This is a genomic window from Tsukamurella hominis, assembly GCF_965137015.1.
GTDB classification, from domain to species: domain Bacteria; phylum Actinomycetota; class Actinomycetes; order Mycobacteriales; family Mycobacteriaceae; genus Tsukamurella; species Tsukamurella hominis.
The window spans coordinates 50,057-70,651 of record NZ_CBCRZG010000021.1; the positions used below are offsets into that span (position 1 = coordinate 50,057).

14 protein-coding genes are annotated in these 20,595 nt (G+C 67.8%); 7 read left to right on the plus strand and 7 right to left on the minus strand.

The window, feature by feature from the left end; genetic code table 11:
- Positions 1-12: 12 nt before the first annotated feature.
- The 5 genes from eccCb to ACM9LD_RS20640 form a co-directional block, all read right to left on the minus strand.
- Complete coding sequence (gene eccCb, locus ACM9LD_RS20620) at positions 13-4,176, minus strand: type VII secretion protein EccCb (RefSeq protein ID WP_415678411.1); 4,164 nt, start codon at positions 4,174-4,176, stop codon at positions 13-15.
- Between the two features lie 29 nt (positions 4,177-4,205).
- On the minus strand, positions 4,206-4,739 hold the full coding sequence (locus tag ACM9LD_RS20625) for a lysozyme family protein (protein ID WP_415678412.1): 534 nt from the start codon (positions 4,737-4,739) through the stop codon (positions 4,206-4,208).
- Positions 4,740-5,236: 497 nt separating this feature from the next.
- Positions 5,237-6,595 carry an EsaB/YukD family protein gene (locus ACM9LD_RS20630; RefSeq protein ID WP_415678413.1) on the minus strand — a complete coding sequence of 453 codons (1,359 nt, stop codon included), beginning with the start codon at positions 6,593-6,595 and terminating at the stop codon, positions 5,237-5,239.
- A 54-nt stretch (positions 6,596-6,649) separates the two neighbouring features.
- A complete protein-coding gene (locus ACM9LD_RS20635; protein WP_068526633.1) occupies positions 6,650-6,946 on the minus strand; it encodes a hypothetical protein in 297 nt (98 codons plus the stop codon).
- A gap of 48 nt (positions 6,947-6,994) precedes the next feature.
- Complete coding sequence (locus tag ACM9LD_RS20640; protein ID WP_415678414.1) at positions 6,995-8,416, minus strand: DUF4185 domain-containing protein; 1,422 nt, start codon at positions 8,414-8,416, stop codon at positions 6,995-6,997.
- 573 nt (positions 8,417-8,989) lie between these two features.
- Here ACM9LD_RS20640 and ACM9LD_RS20645 point away from each other — a divergent pair.
- The 6 genes from ACM9LD_RS20645 (at position 8,990) to ACM9LD_RS20670 (ending at position 16,434) form a co-directional block, all read left to right on the plus strand.
- Positions 8,990-9,322, plus strand: coding sequence for a WXG100 family type VII secretion target (locus ACM9LD_RS20645; protein ID WP_415678415.1), 333 nt, complete (start codon positions 8,990-8,992; stop codon positions 9,320-9,322).
- Between the two features lie 84 nt (positions 9,323-9,406).
- Positions 9,407-9,703, plus strand: a complete 297-nt coding sequence (locus ACM9LD_RS20650) for a WXG100 family type VII secretion target (RefSeq protein ID WP_107504231.1) — start codon at positions 9,407-9,409, stop codon at positions 9,701-9,703.
- Between the two features lie 52 nt (positions 9,704-9,755).
- On the plus strand, positions 9,756-10,349 hold the full coding sequence (locus tag ACM9LD_RS20655; RefSeq protein WP_415678416.1) for a hypothetical protein: 594 nt from the start codon (positions 9,756-9,758) through the stop codon (positions 10,347-10,349).
- Between the two features lie 94 nt (positions 10,350-10,443).
- A complete protein-coding gene (locus ACM9LD_RS20660) occupies positions 10,444-14,898 on the plus strand; it encodes a GH-E family nuclease (protein WP_415678417.1) in 4,455 nt (1,484 codons plus the stop codon).
- Between the two features lie 82 nt (positions 14,899-14,980).
- On the plus strand, positions 14,981-15,523 hold the full coding sequence (locus ACM9LD_RS20665) for a hypothetical protein (protein WP_415678418.1): 543 nt from the start codon (positions 14,981-14,983) through the stop codon (positions 15,521-15,523).
- Between the two features lie 47 nt (positions 15,524-15,570).
- A complete protein-coding gene (locus ACM9LD_RS20670; RefSeq protein ID WP_415678419.1) occupies positions 15,571-16,434 on the plus strand; it encodes a 3-octaprenyl-4-hydroxybenzoate carboxy-lyase in 864 nt (287 codons plus the stop codon).
- 835 nt (positions 16,435-17,269) lie between these two features.
- Here the strand turns inward: ACM9LD_RS20670 and ACM9LD_RS20675 are convergent.
- Positions 17,270-17,965, minus strand: coding sequence for a DUF6474 family protein (locus ACM9LD_RS20675; protein WP_068523324.1), 696 nt, complete (start codon positions 17,963-17,965; stop codon positions 17,270-17,272).
- Positions 17,966-18,061: 96 nt separating this feature from the next.
- Between ACM9LD_RS20675 and ACM9LD_RS20680 the strand changes: the two genes are divergently transcribed.
- Positions 18,062-19,609 (plus strand): TM0106 family RecB-like putative nuclease, encoded by a 1,548-nt coding sequence (locus ACM9LD_RS20680; protein WP_415678420.1) that lies wholly within the window; start codon positions 18,062-18,064, stop codon positions 19,607-19,609.
- On the opposite strand, the gene ACM9LD_RS20685 is transcribed toward ACM9LD_RS20680, so the two are convergent.
- Positions 19,606-20,547 (minus strand): ABC transporter substrate-binding protein, encoded by a 942-nt coding sequence (locus ACM9LD_RS20685; protein WP_415678421.1) that lies wholly within the window; start codon positions 20,545-20,547, stop codon positions 19,606-19,608. The genes ACM9LD_RS20680 and ACM9LD_RS20685 overlap by 4 nt on opposite strands.
- Positions 20,548-20,595 lie beyond the last annotated feature (48 nt).

The following is a 20,595-nucleotide window of genomic DNA, read 5'->3' on the forward strand; positions in this document are numbered from 1 at the left end:
GGGGGTGACCGGTCAGTCGGACTCGAGGAGCAGGGTCTGGGCGTGCACGGGTGCGGAATGAGGACGGATGATGCGTACGCGGCCGACCGGTTGATGGGTGAGGTGGACGCCGGGCGCCAGGCTGCCTTCCTGGCGGTCGCCGGAGAACAGCACCATGGTGGCGTTGTGCTCGCGGATTCCGCCGACGACGCTGTCGTACAGCGCGCGGCTGATGCCCGCCGACCGGCGGGCGACCACCAGGTGCAGTCCGATGTCGGCCGCGTAGGGGAGGTACGGGATCAGCGGGGCCAACGGATTGTTCGAGGTGCCGGACGCGAGCAGGTCGTAGTCGTCCACGATGAGGTAGATGTGCGGTCCCGTGAACGGCGCCGCCTGCTGTTGCAGGTCCTCCGGCGGGAGCCGCCGCTGCAGTTCTTCTGCGATGCCCGCCGCAAGGGCTCCGGCCGCGGGCGGCGATCCCGCGTATCCGCCCAGGTAGTCGTCCGGGACGAAGCCCTGCAGTGTGCGCCGGGGATCGAAGAGGCCGATGACGAGTTGCTCGTCGGTGTGGGTCGAGACGAGTTCCTCGACGATCACGCGGAGGAGGTTCGTCTTCCCCGAACGGGATTCGCCGATGACGAGCAGGTGCTGGTCGGTCGTCGTCGGATCGAGGACGAGCGGAGCGAGGTCGGTCTCGTTGATGCCGACGAGGAGCGGCTCGCGCTCGGGGAATCCGGAGCGGAAGCCTCGATAGGCGAGCGCGTCGGGGAGGGTGGGAACCGGCGGCATGGCCTGCCCCGCGGCGCGGTGCCGCGCCACTTCCACGACCTCGTCGAAGCCCGAGTCGGAGGAGAGGTGCGGGAGGGCGATCTGGGCCTGCGCGCCGAGGGGTTCCGTCGTGATGACACGGCCGGGCTGATCGGCGCGGATCAGCGTGTTCTGTGCGCGGCCGATCGTCGAATCGAGTGGATCGTTGAGGCGATGCTCGATCTTGGTACCGATCACCGCCTGCATCGACATCCGGAGATCGGCCCATCGCCCACCGACGATGACGACGTGGATACCGAGCGCGAGACCGCGGTTGCCGATGTCCTGGACCACGTCGACGAGGTCCTCGTGGTTCTCCTTGAAGGAGGCCCAGCCGTCGATCGCGAGGACGATGTCGGCCGTCACGATCTCGGGGAACTGCTCGCCGCTCGCGATGCGCGCCCGGAGGTCGGCGATACCCTGGATTCGGCGCGACGCGAAGAACTGCTCGCGGGAATCCAGACTGCCGTGGAGATCCGCCACGATCCGGCGTGCGAGGTCGCCGTCGTAGCGCGTCGCGACACTCCCGGTGTTGGGGAGACGCTCGAGGTCCGCGAGCGCCGTTCCGTTCGCGTCGATGACGTGGAACCCGAGCGTCGCCGGCGGGTGGCTGATCGCGCCGGCGGCGACGATGGTCCGCAGCGTGGTCGTCTTGCCGGTCTGCGGGGCGCCCGAGATGTAGACGTTGCCCGACGTTCCTCGGAAGTCGACGGTGAGCGGTGACTGACGTTGCCGTTTGGGCTCGTCGGCGAGGCCGATCGCGACTGCGAGGCCGTCCACGGAGTGGGTCGAGCCCGCGCCGACCTGGTCGAGGGACAGGGCCGCCGGGAGCGGGGGCAGCCAGATGCGGCGGGACTGGAGGGCGGGCGCATCGAGCGCATCGAGGATGACGTCGAGCGTCGTCGTGTCGGTCGGGGCGAGCGTCGGTGCTGCGGAATGGCGGCCGGGATTCTCCGCGACGGGCGAGAACTCGAACCGGGACACCTCCGGCGCGGCCTCGCTCTGTACGCGCTCGACGCTGGGCCGGTACGGGCCGGAGACGAACGCGGCCTTGAACCTCGTGAAGACATCGGGGTCGACCTTGAGGATCGCCGAACCCGGCACGGCGGGCAGGGTGTGCGCATCGGACACACCGAGTGCCGTCCGGGACTCCTGCGCCGTGAACGTCCGCAGTCCGATCCGGTACGAGAGATGTGATTCGAGACCGCGGAGCCGGCCCTCCTCGAGACGCTGAGTGGACAGGAGGAGGTGGACGCCGATCGATCGGCCGATCCGCCCTATCTGTACGAAGAGATCGATGAAGTCGGGCTTGGCCGAGAGGATCTCACCGAACTCGTCGATGACGACGAACAGCGCGGGGAGGGGTGGCAGCGGCTCCGCAGTGGGATCGGCGAGCCGGAGCCGCCGTAGGCGTTGGTATTCGGTGACGTTCGGCAGGTTGCCGGCATCGGCGAGGACGCGCTGACGCCGCTGGAGCTCACCGAGAAGGGCGTCGTGCAGGCGATCGACCAGCCCGAGATCGTCGGCCAGGTTGTCGACCGAGGCGCTGGTGTGGGGAAGGCGTTCGAAGCCGGCGAACGCGGCCCCGCCCTTGTAGTCGACGAGGACGAACGACAGGAGATCAGGCGGGTGCGCGATGGCCATGGAGGTGAGGAGCGTTCGGAGGAGCTCGGACTTGCCGGATCCCGTGGCGCCGACGCAGAGGCCGTGCGGCCCCATCCCGTTCTGGCCGGACTCCTTGATGTCGAGGCGGACCGGCGCGCCGGCCGCATCCGCGCCGATCGGAACGTTGAGGTGATCGCCGAGCGGTCTCGGCGTGCTCCACAGTGCCGCCGGGTCGAGATCTGCGGGATCACCGATGTCGTGCAGGGACGGAAGGTCGAAGGTGGCTTCGAGGGCACTCGACGGGATCGGGTCCGCGACGAGGCGCAGGGGCGCGAGTCGCCTGGCGCAGACGGTGGCCAGCTCGAGGGTCCAGGCGTCGACGGTCCCGCGGTCCGTCCCCAGGATGAGACGCTTCACCCATCCCGGTCCACTGTCGAGGTCGATCCCGTTGATCGATGCCGCGGAGATCCGGCCGTCGTCGCCGTCGTATCCGGATCGCGAGCTCCGCACGGCGGTAGCGCCGTCGGTGGTGTCCGGCTCACCGTCGGCGTCGGAGTCGTCTCCGCCGAGAAGTCTGGTCAGGACTCCCGTCAGGTCGGTCACATCCACCTCGCCCGTCGGGGAGACGCGGACGCGGGTGTCGACGTGTCCCGGCTCATCGACGCGGCGCAGTGTCTCGGTCACGAAGCAGATCCCGAGCTGCTCGGGCGAGACTCCCGGAGGTAGCAGGTCGGCCGGATCGGTACCCGCCCCTAGACCACTGCCGATGCGGGCGGCTTCGGTCATGATGACGACGAGCGTCGGGCCGTCCCATGCGGACTCCGAACGCGACCGGTGGCCCCGGTCGCTGAGAGCGGTGATGCGCGCGGAGATGAGTTCGACGAGCCGCGTCCGCATCTCGTCCGGAGCGGTGGTGATGCGGCGGGCGGGGAAGGGACCGTCGAAGCGCCCCGGGTCGGCCGTGTGCGGGAGCCACTTCATCCAGTCGAATCGGCCTGCCCCGGTGACGGGGTCGGGCGGTGCGCCGATGTCATCGGGCGTGGCGCACAGCATGATCTGCAGATCGGCCGGAGCGTGAAGAGCGGCGGCGCCGAGCACGAGGGCCGTGATCGTGCGTCCGGTCTCGTGCCCCTCACCCAACACCGAGACCGTGCCGCGCAGCCGGACGGCGACCGGTACTCCGATGACCGACTCCGCGCGTTGCAGGAGCCTGTCGGCATGCGCCGCGGCGACCGGATCGGGTGGCGCGGCGGAGCCGGAGGCGCCGGGAAGGGTCACGGAACGCGCTATCGGGCCGACGCCCTCACCGATGCGGACCACGAGGAAGTCGATGTCGCCGCGGCGTCGTTCGAACAGTCGGAGGCGGTTGACCGCGATCTGCGGTAGGGCTTCGGGTGCCGGATGGCGCCACGCCATCGCGGCACGGTAGTCGAGGATGTCCTGGTCGATACCCACGCGGAGTCGCCCGATGTAGTCGACGTACCCGAGGCGGGCCTCACGTGCTTCCCGGCGGCTGCCCGTGCGGGCGAAGATCACGCTGGCGATCGCGGCGAGCACCATGGAGGCGATGATGGCGACGCCGGCGAGCATCCGGATCGGGTTGTTGCCGGAGAACAGCATCGCCCCGGCGCCGATCGCCGCGCCGAGCGGGAGCACCGCGCGGACGACGGTCGATATTCCGCCCGCGCCACGGGCGGTGGCGGGGACGGCGGGGATGTCGAGGGGGGCGACGTTCAGCTCGGGACCACGCCCGCGGGCGGGCCGGCGGAAAATGGTGACCGACATGGAGGTTCGTTTCTGCCGCGGGTGGCGCTTCAGTCGGTGAACGACTTGGCTTGGAAGTTGACGGCCTCGATGAACTTGGGATCGGGGTTGTACGAGGCGACGGCCTTCTGCCAGCCCTCGGGGGTCGACATGTCGGCGCCGGCGCCGCAGAGCAGGCGACCGAGGGTCAAGGCGGCATCGTCGAGATTGTCGGGGTTGGGTGGCGTGTTCGTGTCGGAGCTCGCGGTGATGGCCCATTGCTCCCACACGGTGGGGGCGAACAGAAGTGGGCCCATGAGAAGGTCCGCGGAAGCGTCGCCGTCGTAGAATCCGCCGTCCGTGTCCTTGGCCGCCGGCTTCTGCGCTTCGCGGAAGGACGGCTGGACGACGGCGTCGTCGCCGAGGCGGTGACTCCGGGAAGTCCCGTGGTCGGAGGTGATGCGCCCGATGGCCGCCAGCGTGGCCCAGCCGAGCTGGCAGCGTGGTGCGTTCTTCCCCATCACCAGGGCGGCCCAGGAGTAGGACTCCAGCGCCGTCGTCGGGGTGAGGTAGGGGCCGCTGTGAATGGCAGCCCATTTGGCCATCGCTGCCGCCGCACGCGGGGCCGACGGCGCGCTGGAGGCCGAGGAAGCGGGGGCGTCGGGTGTTCGCGTCAGGCGCGCGGAACATCCGGATAGCAGAACCACCACGGCTACGGCGATCGTGACGCCGCGGACGGCAGCGGGACGGCGATGAATCGAACGCCGGTGTGGCGCGCGGGCTGTCGATTTCGTCACGGAGGAGCCTCTCGGGGTCGTGCACGCGATACCGTTGCGGAATGCAGGTCGACGATCAGGTAGCGGGTTCGCGTCAGCAGGCGCAGCGGGTGCACTGGGAACGGTCGGAACGACAGCGGATTCTGCAGGCGCATTCGCTCCGTACGAAGTTGACCACTGCCGCGGTCCTGAACGGAAAGCTCCCGCCGCGGTCGACGGCATCGGTCGTGATGCTCGTGCTGTGGTCCGTCGCGATCGCGGCGATCGCCGCGGCGGCGGTGTTGGCGGGAGTGTGGATCGCCGGCTGGATGGGTGCGAAGTCACAATCAGCGCCCCAGGTCGGTACCAAGTATGTACTGGTAGATGCCCTGAGCCCAGAACAGCATGGGAATCAGCCCCAGTAGGACGAGCGCATCGACGACGTTCCAGAGCTGAGCCAGGCGTGCGCCGGTGACGGTGGGGAGCTCGAAGTAGCCGAGGAACAGAATGATCACGCCGAGGAGCAGGGCGATGACCATGGTCGCGGCCGCGGTGATGAACGGCGCCGACTCCCCGATGCGCTGACCGATCAGGGCGACCGGCACGATGAACGCACTCGTCACCGCGACGCCGATGATCGGCGCGACGTGCCGGACCTCCGAGAAGCTTCGACTCCGCAGGAGGAAGGCCAGTCCGATGTAGGCGCCGAACGCCGCCTGCTCCCAGACCCCCGTGATCGCTAGCACGAGAACGGCTCCCACGGCGCTCGCGCAGCACGCCCACACGATCCCGTCAAGAAGGTCGGTGGCGATGACCGCCCGCCGCACGATCTCGGGTCGACCGGGGCGCTCACGTCCGGCCTCGTACGAGGCGGCGGGAGACTCCTCTTCGGTGCGGGCCACGACGCCGCCCAGTCCCGACCACGCCACCGAGAGCCTTCCGGCGCAGGCGAGGCCGATGATGAGGACCGGAGAAATCCATGCCGCGAGTGCGGTCGCGTTGACTCCCAACCGGATCGCGATCACAGCGGCGATCGCGGTTGCGCCGGCGATCGACGACGAAGCGACGATCGCCCACCGGGCCGGTGACAGGACGAAGGTCGTGATGGCGATTCCGCACAGGCCGCCGCCGACGGTGGCGAGGACGACCTGTGGCCACGGGGACGCGTGGAACACCGCCGCCGACGCGGCGGCGAAGCAGATCGGAGTGATCCAGACGAGGTGACGGGCCGGCTCCGGGGCTGCGTAGGTGGCGAGGATGAACGCGCCCATCGCGGCGGCGCATGCGCCGGCGACGAGGCCCCCCGTGACGGCGAAGGCGACGGCCGCGACGACGACCAGCATTCCCGCGTAGCCCACGACGACGGAATGCCGGGCGTTGCCGGTCCACATCCGGCGGTCGTCCTCGACGTAGTCGGCGACCACGTCGATCGCGGAGAAGATCTCCGGTGCGGCGACCTCGCTCGCGGCGGGCACGATGTAGAGCAGGTCCCCGTCCACGACGCCGTAGTCGCTGAGCTTCCCGTGCGCCGCGAGGGGACCGGCCGCTACCGACGCGAATTGCCATCCGGTCTCGTCGGACGGATCGAGACCGAGAACGGCGGCGACCTGGTCGACGACCTCGGCGACGGGGCGTCCGAGCGGCGCGGTGACGTCGGCGGCGTTGTCCTCCGGGCCGACGACGGTGACCCGGACGAATTCAGCCACGGAACGTCCCCGACCGGGCGGAGGTGAGGTGTGCGCCGTTCGACGCGTGTCCGGTCACGCCTGCACGCGGTTGAACAGGGCCTTGCCGGCGATGTCCGACGCCGATGCCCGCGCGGCGATACCGTCGGCGGCGCGGCCGAACTCGGCGATGTTCGCGATCAGCTGCTGGGTGAAGACCCCGCCGACCTCGGCATGACCGGCCATGGCTGCGTTGACCGCCGCACCTGCTTCCGCTCCTGCGCCGGCGACGGCGGGGCGTGCCGGGGCCGACAGCGACGCGGATACCACCCGCAGACTGCTGCTCGCGTCGAGCAGGTCGTCGAGCGGGAACTGGGAGAACGAGGAGGTCATCGGCTTCGGCCCTTCCGGTCGAGATGGCGAGATGCGGAGCAGGAACGGTCAGGACGCGGCCCGCGCCGTCGCGGTGGACGACGAGGGGGAGGGCTTGCCGGTGGTGGGAGGTAGCTGGCTGGTCGGTCCGGTGGGCGCCCCTTGCGCCGGCCCGGGCGGGAGGAAGGGCGCGTTCGGGAGCGGACTCTGGCCCACGTCCGGGACCGGGATCGACGGGACCTGAGCTCCACCGGGCAGGGTGACCGGGGCCAACTGCGCCGGCGGCTTGGGATTCTGCTTGGTGACGTTCGTGTGCATCAGGTACGTGTTGTACGAATTGAACTGAGACACGACGAAGTACAGATCGTTGCCCGAGGAACCGGGGAGGACCCGCGGTGCGTAGAGGCTGGGGTAGTCGGTGCCCGAGGCGATGATCTCGGGATCCGACCACGGGCCGAGCGCCGACGCGGACTGACGCATCACGATGGCGTTGCGCACCATGTCCGTATTGACCATCACGAACCGCTGAACGCCGGGATGATAGGCGACGTTGAAGTCGCCGAGCGCACCCCAGGCGAGGGGGGACGGGGCGGTCTTCTCCGCGGAGGAGAACTCGCCGCCGTTCCACACCTTGTACTTCGACGAGTCGAGGACGTCCTTGGTCTTGGTCTTCGACACGAAGACGCCGCCGATGCGGCCGGGCGGGCTCCCGTACAGGTAGACCTCGTCGCCGACGACGACGGCGGAGGTCATCTGGAAGGCCGTGTTCCGCTCGGAGTTGCGCCAGACGGCCTTCGGGGCCTTGAACCACGTCGTGCCACCGTCGTCCGAGTAGGCGATGCCCGAGTAGTTCGACACCCACTGCCCGGACGAAGGACCCCAGTTCCGAATGGAGGTGTAGGTCAGGAAGGTGCGGTCGCCGATCGCGAACCCCGACGTCGGGATGACGGTCTCCTCGGCACCCTTCGCCTTCGCGCTCTGGAGAATCTCCTTGGCGTGGCCAGGGCGGTCCGAGATGAACGAGGTGATCTTCATGCCCGCCGAGGGATTGGAGACGTCGGCCACTGCGAGCGAATTGGACCTCCAGTCGAATCCCGTCGGTCCCGTGGTCCCCGTCCAACCGACGCCGGGGCTCTGCTGCCCGGTGCCGCCGCCGGAACCCTCCGAGGAGCTGCCCGAGCCGCCGCTGCCGGACCCAGAACCCTGCTGGCCGCCGGCGCGAATGTTGATCAACGGGATGTCGGGCACGGGGATCTTGACCGCCGAGGGAATGATCGGCACGTTCAATCCGCTACCGTCAACCAGCGGCGGAGTCGTGGCCTGCTCGCCGGTCGCGCGCGGGCCGCCGAACGTATCGCCGAACGCGACGAGAGTTCGTCCCCGCGAGTCCGCGAACGGCACGGCCCAGGCCGCGCCGGCGACGCCCCAGTTCTTGTCGGTGTGTGAATATGACTGGGCACCAGTGATCTTCGAGACGAAGGCGTTCGTCACCGATCGACCCTGCGGGAGGGCGGGCTGTCCGGCCCCGGGAGGTTCGGCGGCCGGAGCGGCCGGTTTCGCGGGTCCGCCCGGCCCGCCGGGACCGTTCGGTGCGGCTGCGACGACGGGGAGCCCCGGAACCCCGGGAGCGGGGGGCACGGCGTAGGGAAATGAACCCTGGGCACTGACCTGAGAGGGTTGCGCGCCCGCTTCCACCGTCTGAGAGGGTGCTGAGGACGTCGAGCACGCGGCGACGGTGCACACCGCCACGGAGCCGACCGCAGCGGCACGAACGCGCGAGAGGAGCACGGACGTACCTCGAGATCGGTTGTGACGTACAGCATGTTTCGCCACGGCGTGCTCCCCGCTGGTCTGGGTTCGCTGGAGTGCAGCTCCAGTAAACCTGAGATTTTCATATGGATCGCGGCGACCTTATCGCGCGGATTCAGCCCTCGCTACTTGATGTGACGAAGGGTACGTTGGTTGCGGTAACTGTTGCGAACGGTCGTAACCGCTTGTAGTGTCCTGCGCAAATTCAACCTGGGGTGTCTTGCCCCGGAAGATTCCCGGAGGGGCACGACGGCCATGGGTACTCGTTTCTCAGTCGCCAATCATGCGGTGACCACGCACGCGACCAACATCGAGCAGGTGTCCGGGGCGTTGAACGCTCAGGGCAAGCGGTTCGTCTCCGCGGTGGAGGCGTTGCCCGCGTCGTGGAAGGGGCAGTCGTTCATCGCGTGGGATCAGTTGACGACGCGGTGGGATGCTTCGTTCAAGGAGCTCAACGCGGCGTTGACGATGATCCGCGAGTCGGTGGGTCAGGCCGGGCAGCTGTACACCTCCGGTGAGCAGCAGCAGGCGGCGAACCTTGAGCAGGCGGCGCGGGGCATGGCCTGGGATCAGGCGAAGTTCCGCTGACTCTTGGGCTTTCGAGCCCGACATCCTATCTGCAGCCACGGACTCCCGTGAGCTGCGTCTGAGCCTTCCTATGAGGAGATGATCATGTCTGAGATGTATGCGTACGACGAGGGTGGCGCGGAGACCGCAGGTGATGATCTGGCGTCGATCGTCGCCGCGTTGGAGGCGAACCTGGAGCAGTTGCAGGGGTACGTCGCGTCGGTGGAGTCGCAGTGGAACGCGGATGAGCAGGTGCTCTACCGCGGTGTGCAGACGAAGTGGAACAACGCGGCGGCGTCGGTGAGCGAGATCCTCGGGCAGATGAAGACCGCGCTCGGCACGAACACCGAGCAGGTTCGTGACATGCGGTCGCAGGTGCGCTCGGCACTGTCGCGCAACTAGCCATCACGAAGCTTCATCGATACGTCGCTCGTTCCAGAGAAGGGACCAACCCATGACCGCGCACGCTTCTTCCCCTACCGCGCTGACGCGACGCCTTGTGGTCGCCGCCGTTGCTACCGCCGCCATCGCGGCTTCGGTGGTGACCGCTCCTGCTGGCGCCACGCCGACCACCCGCGGGTGCGCAGCGCAGGGCGCTCCGACTCTGACGCTGGGGAGACCCGATGGCGTCAGAGTCGACGTTCCAGCCGCGCCGGGATGGCGGCAGGCAGTGTCCGAACCAGAAAGCAGCGGAACTCGGTTGGGCCGCATCGAGAGCAGCGATGACACCGACTCGTTCTACGCGACGTTCGGTGTGATCAAGGAACCACAGCGCTACGGCACGTCCGAGAAGTTCGCTGCGCTGATTACTCGCGGTGTCGTTAGTCGTCACGCTTCATCTGGGCCGTGCGGACTCCCGACGACGACCGTGGCCACCCGCTACGTCGAAGCGAAGACGAAGCGACCCGTTGCAGATATCAACAAGGTGACCGTGTTCGAGCTCGGTGGCCAGACCGTCGCCCTGACCGTCACTGTCGCCACCTATGACGAGTCCCGTCTTCCTCAACTCGAGCGCGACCTACTCAACCGCTACGGCATCACTCTGTAGGTTCCGCCCCGGAGCCGCCGACCCGAACCGATCGATGTGCCGATGCCACCACCGGGTGGAAGCTGCACCGTTATCAGCCTAGGAAGGCACCCGCATGAGTCTCGACATCACTCCCGGTGACGGCATCGTCGGGGAGTTGGAGCTGCTCGGTGATCTGATCGTCGGCGGGTTCCCGGAGGCCGTGTTCACGCTGCCGGGGGTGAGCGTCGACGAGGTCCTCGATCACGCCCGTCTGTATCTGGGGTTCGCGGAGGCGGCGGAGTCGGCGCATGCCCGGGTTCGCGGACTCGAGGTACCCGAGTTCGTGGGTGTGGAGGGAGAGTTCTTCCGCGGCCGAGTACCCGGCGAGTTGGCGATGCAGCTCGGCGCGGCGGTGGAGTCGTACTCCCGGGTCGGTTCAGGGATCAAGGAACTCGCCCGCGAACTCGACGCCTCCCAAGCAGCTTTGAAGCCGCTCGAAGCGCGGGCGCGGGCGGTGTTCGAGCACATGCAGAAGGTGTGGGTCAAGGTCAACGTCCCGTTCACGGAGTACTCGGGGTTGCGCAGCGAGTGGGATGAGCTCGTTCGCGCCGCGGGTGTGGTGCACGAGCGGGTGGCGGTGGCTGGGCAGCAGGCGGCGGCGGCGATCACCGCGGGCACCGAGGCGATGGTTCCGGTCAACGACTACTTCTCCTCGCTGCCTGGTGGTGCGGTGGCGGGTGGTGTTGTGGCGCAGGGTGTGCGGTCGACGGCCTTGCGTGCGGTCTCCGCTGCCGGTGGTGTGACCGGTGCTCCGGGGCGCGCCGCGAAGGCGACCGCCGACGGGCTGGGTGCCGTAGCCGGCACGGTCACCTCGGTTCCGCAGCAGGTCACCGCGCGCGGGCAGCAACTCGTGCCGCAGGTGACCCCGGACGGGATCAAGGTCGGCGACCAGCTCCTCACCGATCCCACGAGCGAGCAGGCACAGAAGCTGGTGCGTGACGGGCTGGCGACGAACATCCTCGGGTTGGATTCCACTGGTGTTCCGACGGCGATGATGATGCTCGCCTCCCCGAACACCCTGCTGCGCGAGCAGCCGCGCAAGAAGGCGGCCGGGCGTAGATGGTCGGGTGAGGGGGCGAAGGCGCAGTCGATCGCGGAGAGTGCGGTCGGTCAGGTGGTCTCGGTTCCGGGCAGGTTCGTCGGCGGCGCCGTCGACCGGTTCGGCAACACTATCGCCGGCAATGCCGCTTTGATCGGTGTCGGTGGTGACCCCGTGCGCGCGTGGACGGGGCTGCTGTCGAACGTCACCAGCCCCGTCGCGGGTGCCGGTCGCGCTGTGGCGTCGGCGACCCCTGAGCAGATTCTCGCTGATCCTGTGGCCGCAGCAGGCTCGGCGGCGACCCACGCGCCCGCCGCGGTGCCCTTCGTCGGTTGGGTCTACGGGCTGGTGGAGTGGGCGACCAAGCCCGGCGAACTCGCCCGCGAAGGCGCGAAGGAGACGCTCACTTCCGCCCTCGATGCACTCACATTGAAGAACCTCGAAGCCGGCCGGGCGGTCGCCAACACCGGCGAAGTGCAAGTCACCACCTCCGATGTGGATGTGCACGCCGACAACGGCGGATACGTCACCTTCACCCTCCCCGACCTCGAAGGCGGAGAGCCCAAAGCCTGGTACATCCTCGCCACCCCCGACAGCCCCGGCAACTTCACCACCGACGTCCCCACCGCCCCGGACGAAGAGCTTGTTGAACGCGCCGACGGCTCCGTCGTGTTGGTCAAAACCGGCACCGGACAGGTCGTGCGAACGGTCAAAGCTCCGTGGGCGAAAGACGCCCTCGGCCGGGACCAGCCCACCTGGTACAGCATCGAGAAGATCGATGATCGGACATCGACGATCACTCAGCATATTCAGCCGAACAAGGGTGCGCTGTATCCGCTGGTGGCGGATGCGACTGATCCTGGTGGTGGGGGTGCGTCCGGTGAAGGCGGAGAATCCCACAACGACAGCCCGAACCCACCGGCCGCCTCCAATCCGGGGGCTGACCTGGCAGCTGCCAGCGCATCCCTCGCTAACGTGATGAAGCCGTACGGGCCGAACCTGCCCACTCCAGCTGCTTCTGCTCCCTCCGCGCCCACGCCCGCTCCTGCTCCAGCGGTTTCGCCGGCAGCGGCAGTTGCTGCGCTGCCCGGTGGAACGCAGCAGCTCATCGCGGACGCCACCCGTAAACCCGATGCGAACGTATCGGTGCAGTTGCCGCAGAACGGCGGAGCGCCCACCGCCATGGTGGGGCAAACGATCAGCAGCGGCGGCGGGCAGGTCACCCAAAGCCCCAACAGCACAGACGGTGCCGTCAAGATCGAAACACCCCGCACCGACGGCAGCGGCACCTCCGACGTCACCGCTGTCGTCACCGCCGTAGTCCCCACCACGTCTGCGACCAGCAACGGGCAGGGACGTCAGCGGGTCACCGAAACCGTGACTGCCACCCAAGACGACAACACTGGCGCGGTGGCGGTGACCGGCCGCGATCGCACCACCGAGAACGTCAGCGGCAGCGTCGCAGACCTCGCCGCGCGAGAAACTGCTCAACGTGAAGCGCAAGCACGCCTCGACGCAGACATTCCTGCCGCCGCCGGTGACCCACGCCCGTCGGAGCTCGCGCAACGCGAAATCGATAATGGGAAAGCGCAGTGGGATAAGTACCCCGACATCCAGGAATACCAGAAGGCCCTCCCCCCGGACGTCTACCCCATCAGTTCGGAGACGAGCAGTCGCAACAGCCGGACCACCGTCACCTACAAGCTCTCCAACGGAACGACGATCTACACCTACGAGGACAACTCCGGTGAGGTCGTCTTCAACAAGTCCTGGATGGAAGGCGCTGACGGCACCACCCGGATCAACAACGGCGAACTCGTCCCCTACACCCCACCATCCTTCACCTCCCTCGCCGCTGGCCTGGGACGCAGTGTCCAAGCAGCCGGCGTAGGCATCTGGCAGATGGCCTCCGACCCCGCAGGCACCGTCAAGGCAATGGCCCCCCTAGTGGGCCTGGGTGATGACCACGCCCCCAGTGTCGCCGACTCCTGGAACACCGTCTGGCGGGAAATGGCAGCCGCCGACGACTACGAACGCGGCGATACCACCTACGCCGCAGGTAAACAGATCGGCAACTTCGTCACCGCCGTCCTCGGCACCAAAGGCACCACCGCCCTCACCCGCGCTGGCAGCGCCGCAGTCCGTTCTGAGGTCGAACGCGCCGTCACCGCAGCAGCCACCGCCCCCAAACCCGCACCCTGGGCACAAGCAATCCAACAATCCCAAGCCCGCGCCACCGCCGCCGAACAAGCCCTCCAGCTAGCTCAGGAAGCAGCGAAAACCACAGGGAAAAACACCCCCACCGCTGCTGTCGCAACGGCCGCGGCAACCGGCGCGCGCGAGACACCGAAACCACCCACCCCGCACGCAGGGAGACTCGCCAGACCCACCACAGCCTCAGTGCCGGCTGAACCACGCCCCGGCCGCACCTTCAAACCCTTCACGACCACCCCAGCTGCCGACAATGCGGCAGCCGGAGGCAAGGTCGCCGCCGACGCGGCAGCAGTGGGCAAGACAACCACGCACGCGCCCGACAGCCTCGGCACCGGCACTGAACGCGTGTCGACCGCCGGTGCCGCCCCAGACAAGGCTGCCGACACGCCGGCGGGCAGCGGCACAAGCAAACCCGCGATGCTAACCACCGACACCGACACCGGCCCCGCAGCGCGCGCATCCGGGACCGCAGTCGCCGGCGGCAACACTGCAGGCAGCGTCATCGGCGACGCCGCGCACACCCCCACGAGCCCCGCCCCTGTTCTGCCGGAAAGATTTCTACGACCAGGAGAAAGCGGCGGCCATCCCTACACCGTCGATGAACTCCAAGGTGCCTACGCACGCTCGGTCACCGACGGTGTCCCCACCGACCACCGCACTGGACACCCGCTCGTCCTCGAAGACAACGCAGGCGGACGCGGATGGGTCATGCGCCGCGACGCCGACGGCACCTGGCACGCAGAAAACCGCGCCGAACACCCCAACGGAATGCCCAAAACCGGCACCCCCGGAAGCTACGGCTACGACCAAAACGGCAACCTCCTCCGCTACGCCGAACACCGCCCACCCCACACCGCCAAAAACATCCTCACCGTCTGGAACACCACCCGACAAAACATCATCAACCTCATCGACCGAAACATCCTCGACCTCCCAACCCCTGGTGCTAACCAATCCTGGCTCCGCACCCTCGAAAACACCGCAGGCCCCGAAATCCACACCGTCTGGAACGCCCTCGAAAATAGGTGGGAAACCTACCGCCTCGTCAAATGGGAACCCGGCGACAAACCCCGCCCCTGGGACATGGGCCACACCACAGGCGACGAATACCGCAAGCTCCACGACGCCTACATGCGCGGCCCGGGGAACGGCGGCATCACCGAGAAGCAATTCCTCGAAGAATACACGGACGCCGATCTCTACGAAGCCTCCACCCCTGAGCGAAACAGCTCCCACATCGACGAAGATAAGACCCCACTCCCCCCACGTCCGTAACTACCAAAAACGACCCACTCGGAGGCGCGCAAACTGCCCCTCTTCTTGAAATATGCGAACCGATACAGTTAGAATTGATAACATGAGCGAGCCGCCCGCTACACCTGTCTGGACCGCCCGACACGGGACCTACAAAGAATTCATGGAATCCTACTCGGGAACCGACTACCAAAAAACCGTAGCCAGCTACCTTCCTGCTGACCGCACGCTACTGTGGTTATCCGTAGGGAATAAGAATGCGGATGCGCGGGTGGCGATTAGTAACCAGTTGATCGACGATGGGGTGGATGTGCCCTACGTGGACAACAATTTGAACGTCCTCAACATCCTCCTGGGTAACAAGTATCTCGTTCCGGTTAAGGACGCGCCCCTGTTGCGGCGTCTTCTGCAGGCGGGTGCTGATATGAACTTGTATCATCGTTCGAAGGGGATGGAGGGTAGCACTCCGGTCGCTGCGTTGCTGATGAATATGTCCCTGACGGAGGAGGAGAAGATTCCTCTTTTTGAGGTCTTGTTGGAGTTTCCTGAGTTTCATTACCGGAATGACGATGGATCGTTGCGGTGGTCGTATAATGATGTGTTGACGGCGTGTATCGAAGCGCACGAGGCAAAGCAGAAGCAGTGACTGTCAATTCGGTGAGCGAGTGACCGCAAGGAAGGTGGGGGTGTGTCGTGGTGGCGTTGACGGAGGCTGATGAGCGGATCGCTCAGCACATGTTTCGGGCGTTGGGGGTGGCGCCGCGGGTGTGGGAGCGGAAGATCGGCGGATCGGTGCTGCTGCTCGATAAGCCGGCACCGGACGCGGCTGGTGTGGTGACGGTGTTGACGTGCGGGGCATCGCGGCTCGCGCCGCCGGCGGGGCAGCTGCCCACAGAGTTCGCGATCGAGGTTCTCGACGGTCAGCAGTATGCGGCGCAGGTGGTTTTGCAGAACCTGTGTGATGACCTGGCAACTGGAAGCCTCTCGCGGGCCCGGGCAACTCCGTGGCGTAACAGTGTCCCCCTTCTGGAGAGCACCAGCATTTACGCCCTCGCCGCTACCGCTTCCCGGTACGGCGACTCGTTCGACACCGTGCGCGACGAGTCGGGGCAGCCGATCGGGCAGGTGTTGACGATCCGTCTGCTGACCTACCCGGAGTCCTGGGTCGTGTCTAGTCGTGGGTTCGATCAGCTCGTCACCGAAGCGGGCGGCCTCGCGAACCTGATCGACGTCACACGTGATACTTCTGTCTACCCAACTCTGGCCGATATCGCCGACCGGCCGGTCCTGGTTACCGACCTGCATGAGCAGTATCCGCCGATCTGGGTCACCTGCGACCGCGTCGATGATGACATCGACTTGTTTCACTCCACCACTGGCGCTGAATCCCCGGAATACCTCGCTGACGCCGGCAACTACCAGGCGTGGACGTGCGGCCTGTACCTGGAGCGGTTCCCCTGGGCCACTAGCTACCTCACCCACGCGGTCCCAGGCACCGTCGCGCATTTTACCGACGACACCGGCGCCTTCGAGCTGGAATCATCAACACGGGAATAGCACCGGAATGCACGAGATGACTCGTCCGGCCCGGCGCCACAGCCGTTGAGGCGAATCGATATCGAGGAGATCGACACGTCATTGCGACACCGATTCAACTCGACAATAAGATCGCAGACATGTTTGCCGCACGTACTGCCACCACCGCCAGAAGGTTCACCAGCGATTCTGAGGCGAGGCCAAGATGGGATACGCGGAAGCGCTTGAAGGTGCGCTCAAATCTATTGTAAAGAATCCGAACGTCAAACCTTTGCCCCAGCGTGGCAAGAGTCTAATCGACAGTGTTGCGAACAGGTAAGAACACTGCAGTCCAAGGGGGGTCCAGTTCGGGGTTGGAACAGACGATCGCGATGTTGTCGTCTTTAACCGAGCCGATACACCCACCTCGGCGAGAAGGATACTTGGTGCTCGTTCAGATATTTCGTCCGAGATTCTTCGGAAGATTGACTTCGTGTCACTGGACGACTTCAAGAAGAGGTTCCGCGACTTCACCCCCGAATCGCCCCGAAATTTTCGTTGATGTGAGTATGGTGCCGGACGATCATGAGGGTCCGTACGTTCTACATAAGTAGTGACGCGTGCGACGGACAGGCGCTATTCTAACTCGCTTTGAAAGTGAGTGGGGACCATCGGAGATTCAATTCCGCCGCTCCCGCAGGGTTAGTGGGCGACGTCCAATGTCAGCGGCACACCGCGACAGCACAAGTTTGAAGCGCGACTGTGGGTAGACCGACGCCCACGGTGCGAGACGTCCGCGACCCATCGTGAGCACATGGTTCGTCGACTCTCCAACGCCCTCCGCGCGGCAGCGATGAACCGCCGCGCGGGGACGGACTCAGGAGCTGACGCCGAGGCGGTTGAGGAGGTCGGCGTCGATGCCGTCCAGCTCGCGGGCGATGGCCTGGTGCGCCGGGCGACGGCGCGCGGGCGGCATCGACTCGGACGCGGTGATGGCGGTGCCCAGGTCGTCGAGGCGCTGCGCCACGGCGGTGGTGAAGGACTTGGTCTCCGCGTCGGGGTGCGTGGCCGCCAGCTGGTCCAGCGAGCGACGGGCCGCCGCGACGCGGGCCGAGAGGCCGCCGCCGTAGCCGGCGAACGCCGCGACCTCGTCGACGGGCACGCCGAGGCGCGAGGCCTTGGCCGCATCGAGCTGGTTCCGGCCGGCCTGCGCCGCGCGGTAGGCGATCGGCACCACGACGGGCGCCAGCAGGCGCGCGGTCGAGATGTAGCGCTTGAGCCGCGCCTCGGAGAGGAGCTTGCCGTCGACGGCCGCGCGGGCCTGGGTCTCGGCGATCTTCAGGTTCGCCGCATCGGCCTTGCCCTGCGCCTTCGCCACGATCTTCGAGCGCTGCAGGTCGGCCTTCAGCGCCTTGCGCTCGCTCTTCGACGCGTTCTTCACGACGCGCTTGGCGTCACGGTCCGCGTTCTTGGCGGCGAGCTTCGCCTCGAGGCGCCCCTTGGACTTGAGCGCCTTGGCCTGCGCGCGGCGCTCCGCGCGGGAGGACTTCGTCTTCTTGCCGAACAAACCCATCAGTGCACGTCCTTGTAGGTCAGTACTGCCGTCCGGTACAGCATTGCACAGCGCGGCTCCGCGGGTTGTCGGTGCCGCCCGCCATACTGCTAAGCAGTGGACATCGACCAGGGCATCAAGACGACTCCGGTGAGCGCGCGCTCGCTCACCGGTTGTCGGCACCGTCTGGCGCTCGAGGCCCGCGCGCCGCAGGGCGAGCCCGACCCGGGCATGGCGCTGCGGGTGGAGGCGGCCGCCGTCTTCCGCGCGTCCGTCCGCGACCGGCTGCCCGGGCTCACCGTCATCGAGCCGGGGGAGGGCGCGGTGCGCCGCACCCTCGCAGCGATGGAGGCGGGCGCCGACCGGATCTGGAACGCCGTGCTGCCCACCGCGCACGACCGCCGCGGTCACAGCGAGCTCCTCGTCCGCCTCGCCGACGGCTACATCCCCGTCATCGTCGTCAACCACAAGACCTGCGACCCCGGCGCCGGCGCGGTGACGTCGCCGCTGGACCGCTGGGAGCCCCGCGAGGACGAGACCGTCCGCTCCCGCCAGCATCGCGGCGACCAGATGCGCCTCGCGCACCTCACCCGGATGCTGCAGGACGCGGGCTTCGCGTCGCGGACCCTGCTCGGCGGGAGCATCGGGGTCGACGGTGCGCGCATCGTCGTCCAGGAGGTGGGGCCGCTCCTGGCCGCCTACGACGAGCGGTTCGCGGACCGTCGGGCCGTGCTGGCCGGCACCGTGGAGACCGAGCCCGTGCGGGTGGCCGAATGCCGACGGTGCCCCTGGTGGCCGCAGTGCGCGCAGACCCTGACGCTCGCGCGGGACGTGAGCCTCGTGGCCGACGGGCGGTCGGCGCCCGGGTTGCGCGAGGCGGGCATCGGCACCGTCGACCAGCTGGCCGAGTACGCGGGGCCCCAGCCCGAGGACGTGCCCGTGCCCATCGCCGACCTGCGGGCCATGGCCCGCGCGTGGCGGGACGGGCAGGTGCTCGTGCGGCGGCAGCCCGAGGTGAAGGTGCGCCGGGCCGACGTCGAGGTGGACGTCGACATGGAGAGCTACCAGGAGTACGGCGCCTACCTGTGGGGCACGTGGCTGCGGCGCGACGGCGTCGACCTCGGCTACCGGCCCTTCGTCACCTGGGACCCCGTGCCCACGCGCGACGAGGCCCGCTCGTTCGCCGAGTTCTGGGCCTTCCTCATGGACCGTCGCGCGGAGGCGCACGCCGCGGGCAAGACCTTCGCCGCGTACTGCTACTCGCAGAACGCCGAGAACAAGTGGCTGCTGGCCTCCGCGGACCGGTTCGCGGGGGAGCCGGGCGTGCCCGTGCGGCGCGCCGTGGAGGAGTTCATCGCCTCGCCCGAGTGGGTCGACATGTTCGACGCCGTCGGCGACGCCTTCCTCTCCCTCGAGGGGCGCGGCCTGAAGAAGGTGGCGCCCGTCGCCGGATTCCATTGGCGCGACGCGGAGGCCGGCGGCGAGGCGTCGATGCTCTGGTACCGCGTGGGCGTCGGGATCGACGCCGGCTTCGCTGACGAGGACCGGGCCGTCCAGCGGCAGCGGATCCTCGACTACAACGAGGACGACGTGAAGGCCACCGCGGCGCTCCGCGCGTTCATGTCGAGCGAGAAGGTGCGCGCGCTGCCGGTGGTGGGCGGCTAGGGCCTGCTGGCCGTGAACTTCTGCATGTCGGCGAGGACGCGCTCCGCGGCGACGGTGGAGGCGTTGAGGAACCAGGGGTCGACGTCGACCTCGAAGGCGCGCCCGCGCTCGACGACCGGCAGCTTCTTCCACAGCGCCGCCTCGGTCATGTCGCGCGAGGCCTTCGGGAACGAGTAGAACAGCCAGTCGGCGTCGAGCATCCCCACCTCCTCCGGCGACAGAGCGCGGCTCGCGACATCGGAGAAGCGTTGGCCTGCAGGGCGGGTCAGGCCGGCGTCCGTGCCGACGATGCTCGCCAGGGCCAGCGTCCCGAAGTAGAGGTACTGATCGCCCCGCGCCCGGACCAGCGAGACCGTCGCGGCGTCGCCGCGCGACTGCGCCCACGCGCGGGCGCGGCCGTTGTAGTCGGCGAGCAGCTTCTCGCCGGCCTGCTCTCGCTTCAGCGCCTCGGCGACGGTCGTCAGATCCTTCTTGAACGACTCCGAGCCGCCCGCGGTCAGCACGGTGGGGGCCATCTTCGCCAGCTGCTCGTTGAGGGACTTGTCGGCCCGCTTGTTCGACAGGATCAGGTCCGGCTTGAGCGCGGCGATCTTCTCCGGGTCCGGCGTCATCCGCTCGCCGACGATCCGGATCGCGTCGAGGTCGTACTTCGCGCCGAAGGCGTCGCGGATGAACTGGGGGATCCCGGTGCTGTTGCTCGCCTCCGGGGCGACTACCGCGAGGCCGACCGGCACCGTCCCCAGCGCGAGGCAATGATCCAGGTGCCCGGTGGAGAGCGCCACGACACGCTTCGGGCCGTCGTCGCCCGTCTGCGCGGACGTGCCGTCGGCGCCGCACGCGGACAGCGCGGCAGCGGCGCCCAGGCCGCCCGCGCCGAGGAGCAGCGATCGTCGGCTGAGGGGGCGGCGCAGCGGGGAGCGAGGACTCGGAGAGGTCATCGCTTTAGGTTAGGCTAAGGATAGTTTGAAGGGTGCGGGCGCCCTCGT

What these genes read in the sequence shown, in the direction of transcription:
- ACM9LD_RS20665 (WP_415678418.1), top strand. Translation starts at nt 14,981, where the DNA reads ATGAGCGAGCCGCCCGCTACACCTGTCTGGACCGCCCGACACGGGACC.
- ACM9LD_RS20655 (WP_415678416.1), top strand. Translation starts at nt 9,756, where the DNA reads ATGACCGCGCACGCTTCTTCCCCTACCGCGCTGACGCGACGCCTTGTG.
- ACM9LD_RS20625 (WP_415678412.1), bottom strand. Translation starts at nt 4,739, where the DNA reads ATGGCCAAATGGGCTGCCATTCACAGCGGCCCCTACCTCACCCCGACG.
- ACM9LD_RS20650 (WP_107504231.1), top strand. Translation starts at nt 9,407, where the DNA reads ATGTCTGAGATGTATGCGTACGACGAGGGTGGCGCGGAGACCGCAGGT.
- ACM9LD_RS20685 (WP_415678421.1), bottom strand. Translation starts at nt 20,547, where the DNA reads ATGACCTCTCCGAGTCCTCGCTCCCCGCTGCGCCGCCCCCTCAGCCGA.
- eccCb (WP_415678411.1), bottom strand. Translation starts at nt 4,176, where the DNA reads ATGTCGGTCACCATTTTCCGCCGGCCCGCCCGCGGGCGTGGTCCCGAG.
- ACM9LD_RS20660 (WP_415678417.1), top strand. Translation starts at nt 10,444, where the DNA reads ATGAGTCTCGACATCACTCCCGGTGACGGCATCGTCGGGGAGTTGGAG.
- ACM9LD_RS20675 (WP_068523324.1), bottom strand. Translation starts at nt 17,965, where the DNA reads ATGGGTTTGTTCGGCAAGAAGACGAAGTCCTCCCGCGCGGAGCGCCGC.
- ACM9LD_RS20635 (WP_068526633.1), bottom strand. Translation starts at nt 6,946, where the DNA reads ATGACCTCCTCGTTCTCCCAGTTCCCGCTCGACGACCTGCTCGACGCG.
- ACM9LD_RS20645 (WP_415678415.1), top strand. Translation starts at nt 8,990, where the DNA reads ATGGGTACTCGTTTCTCAGTCGCCAATCATGCGGTGACCACGCACGCG.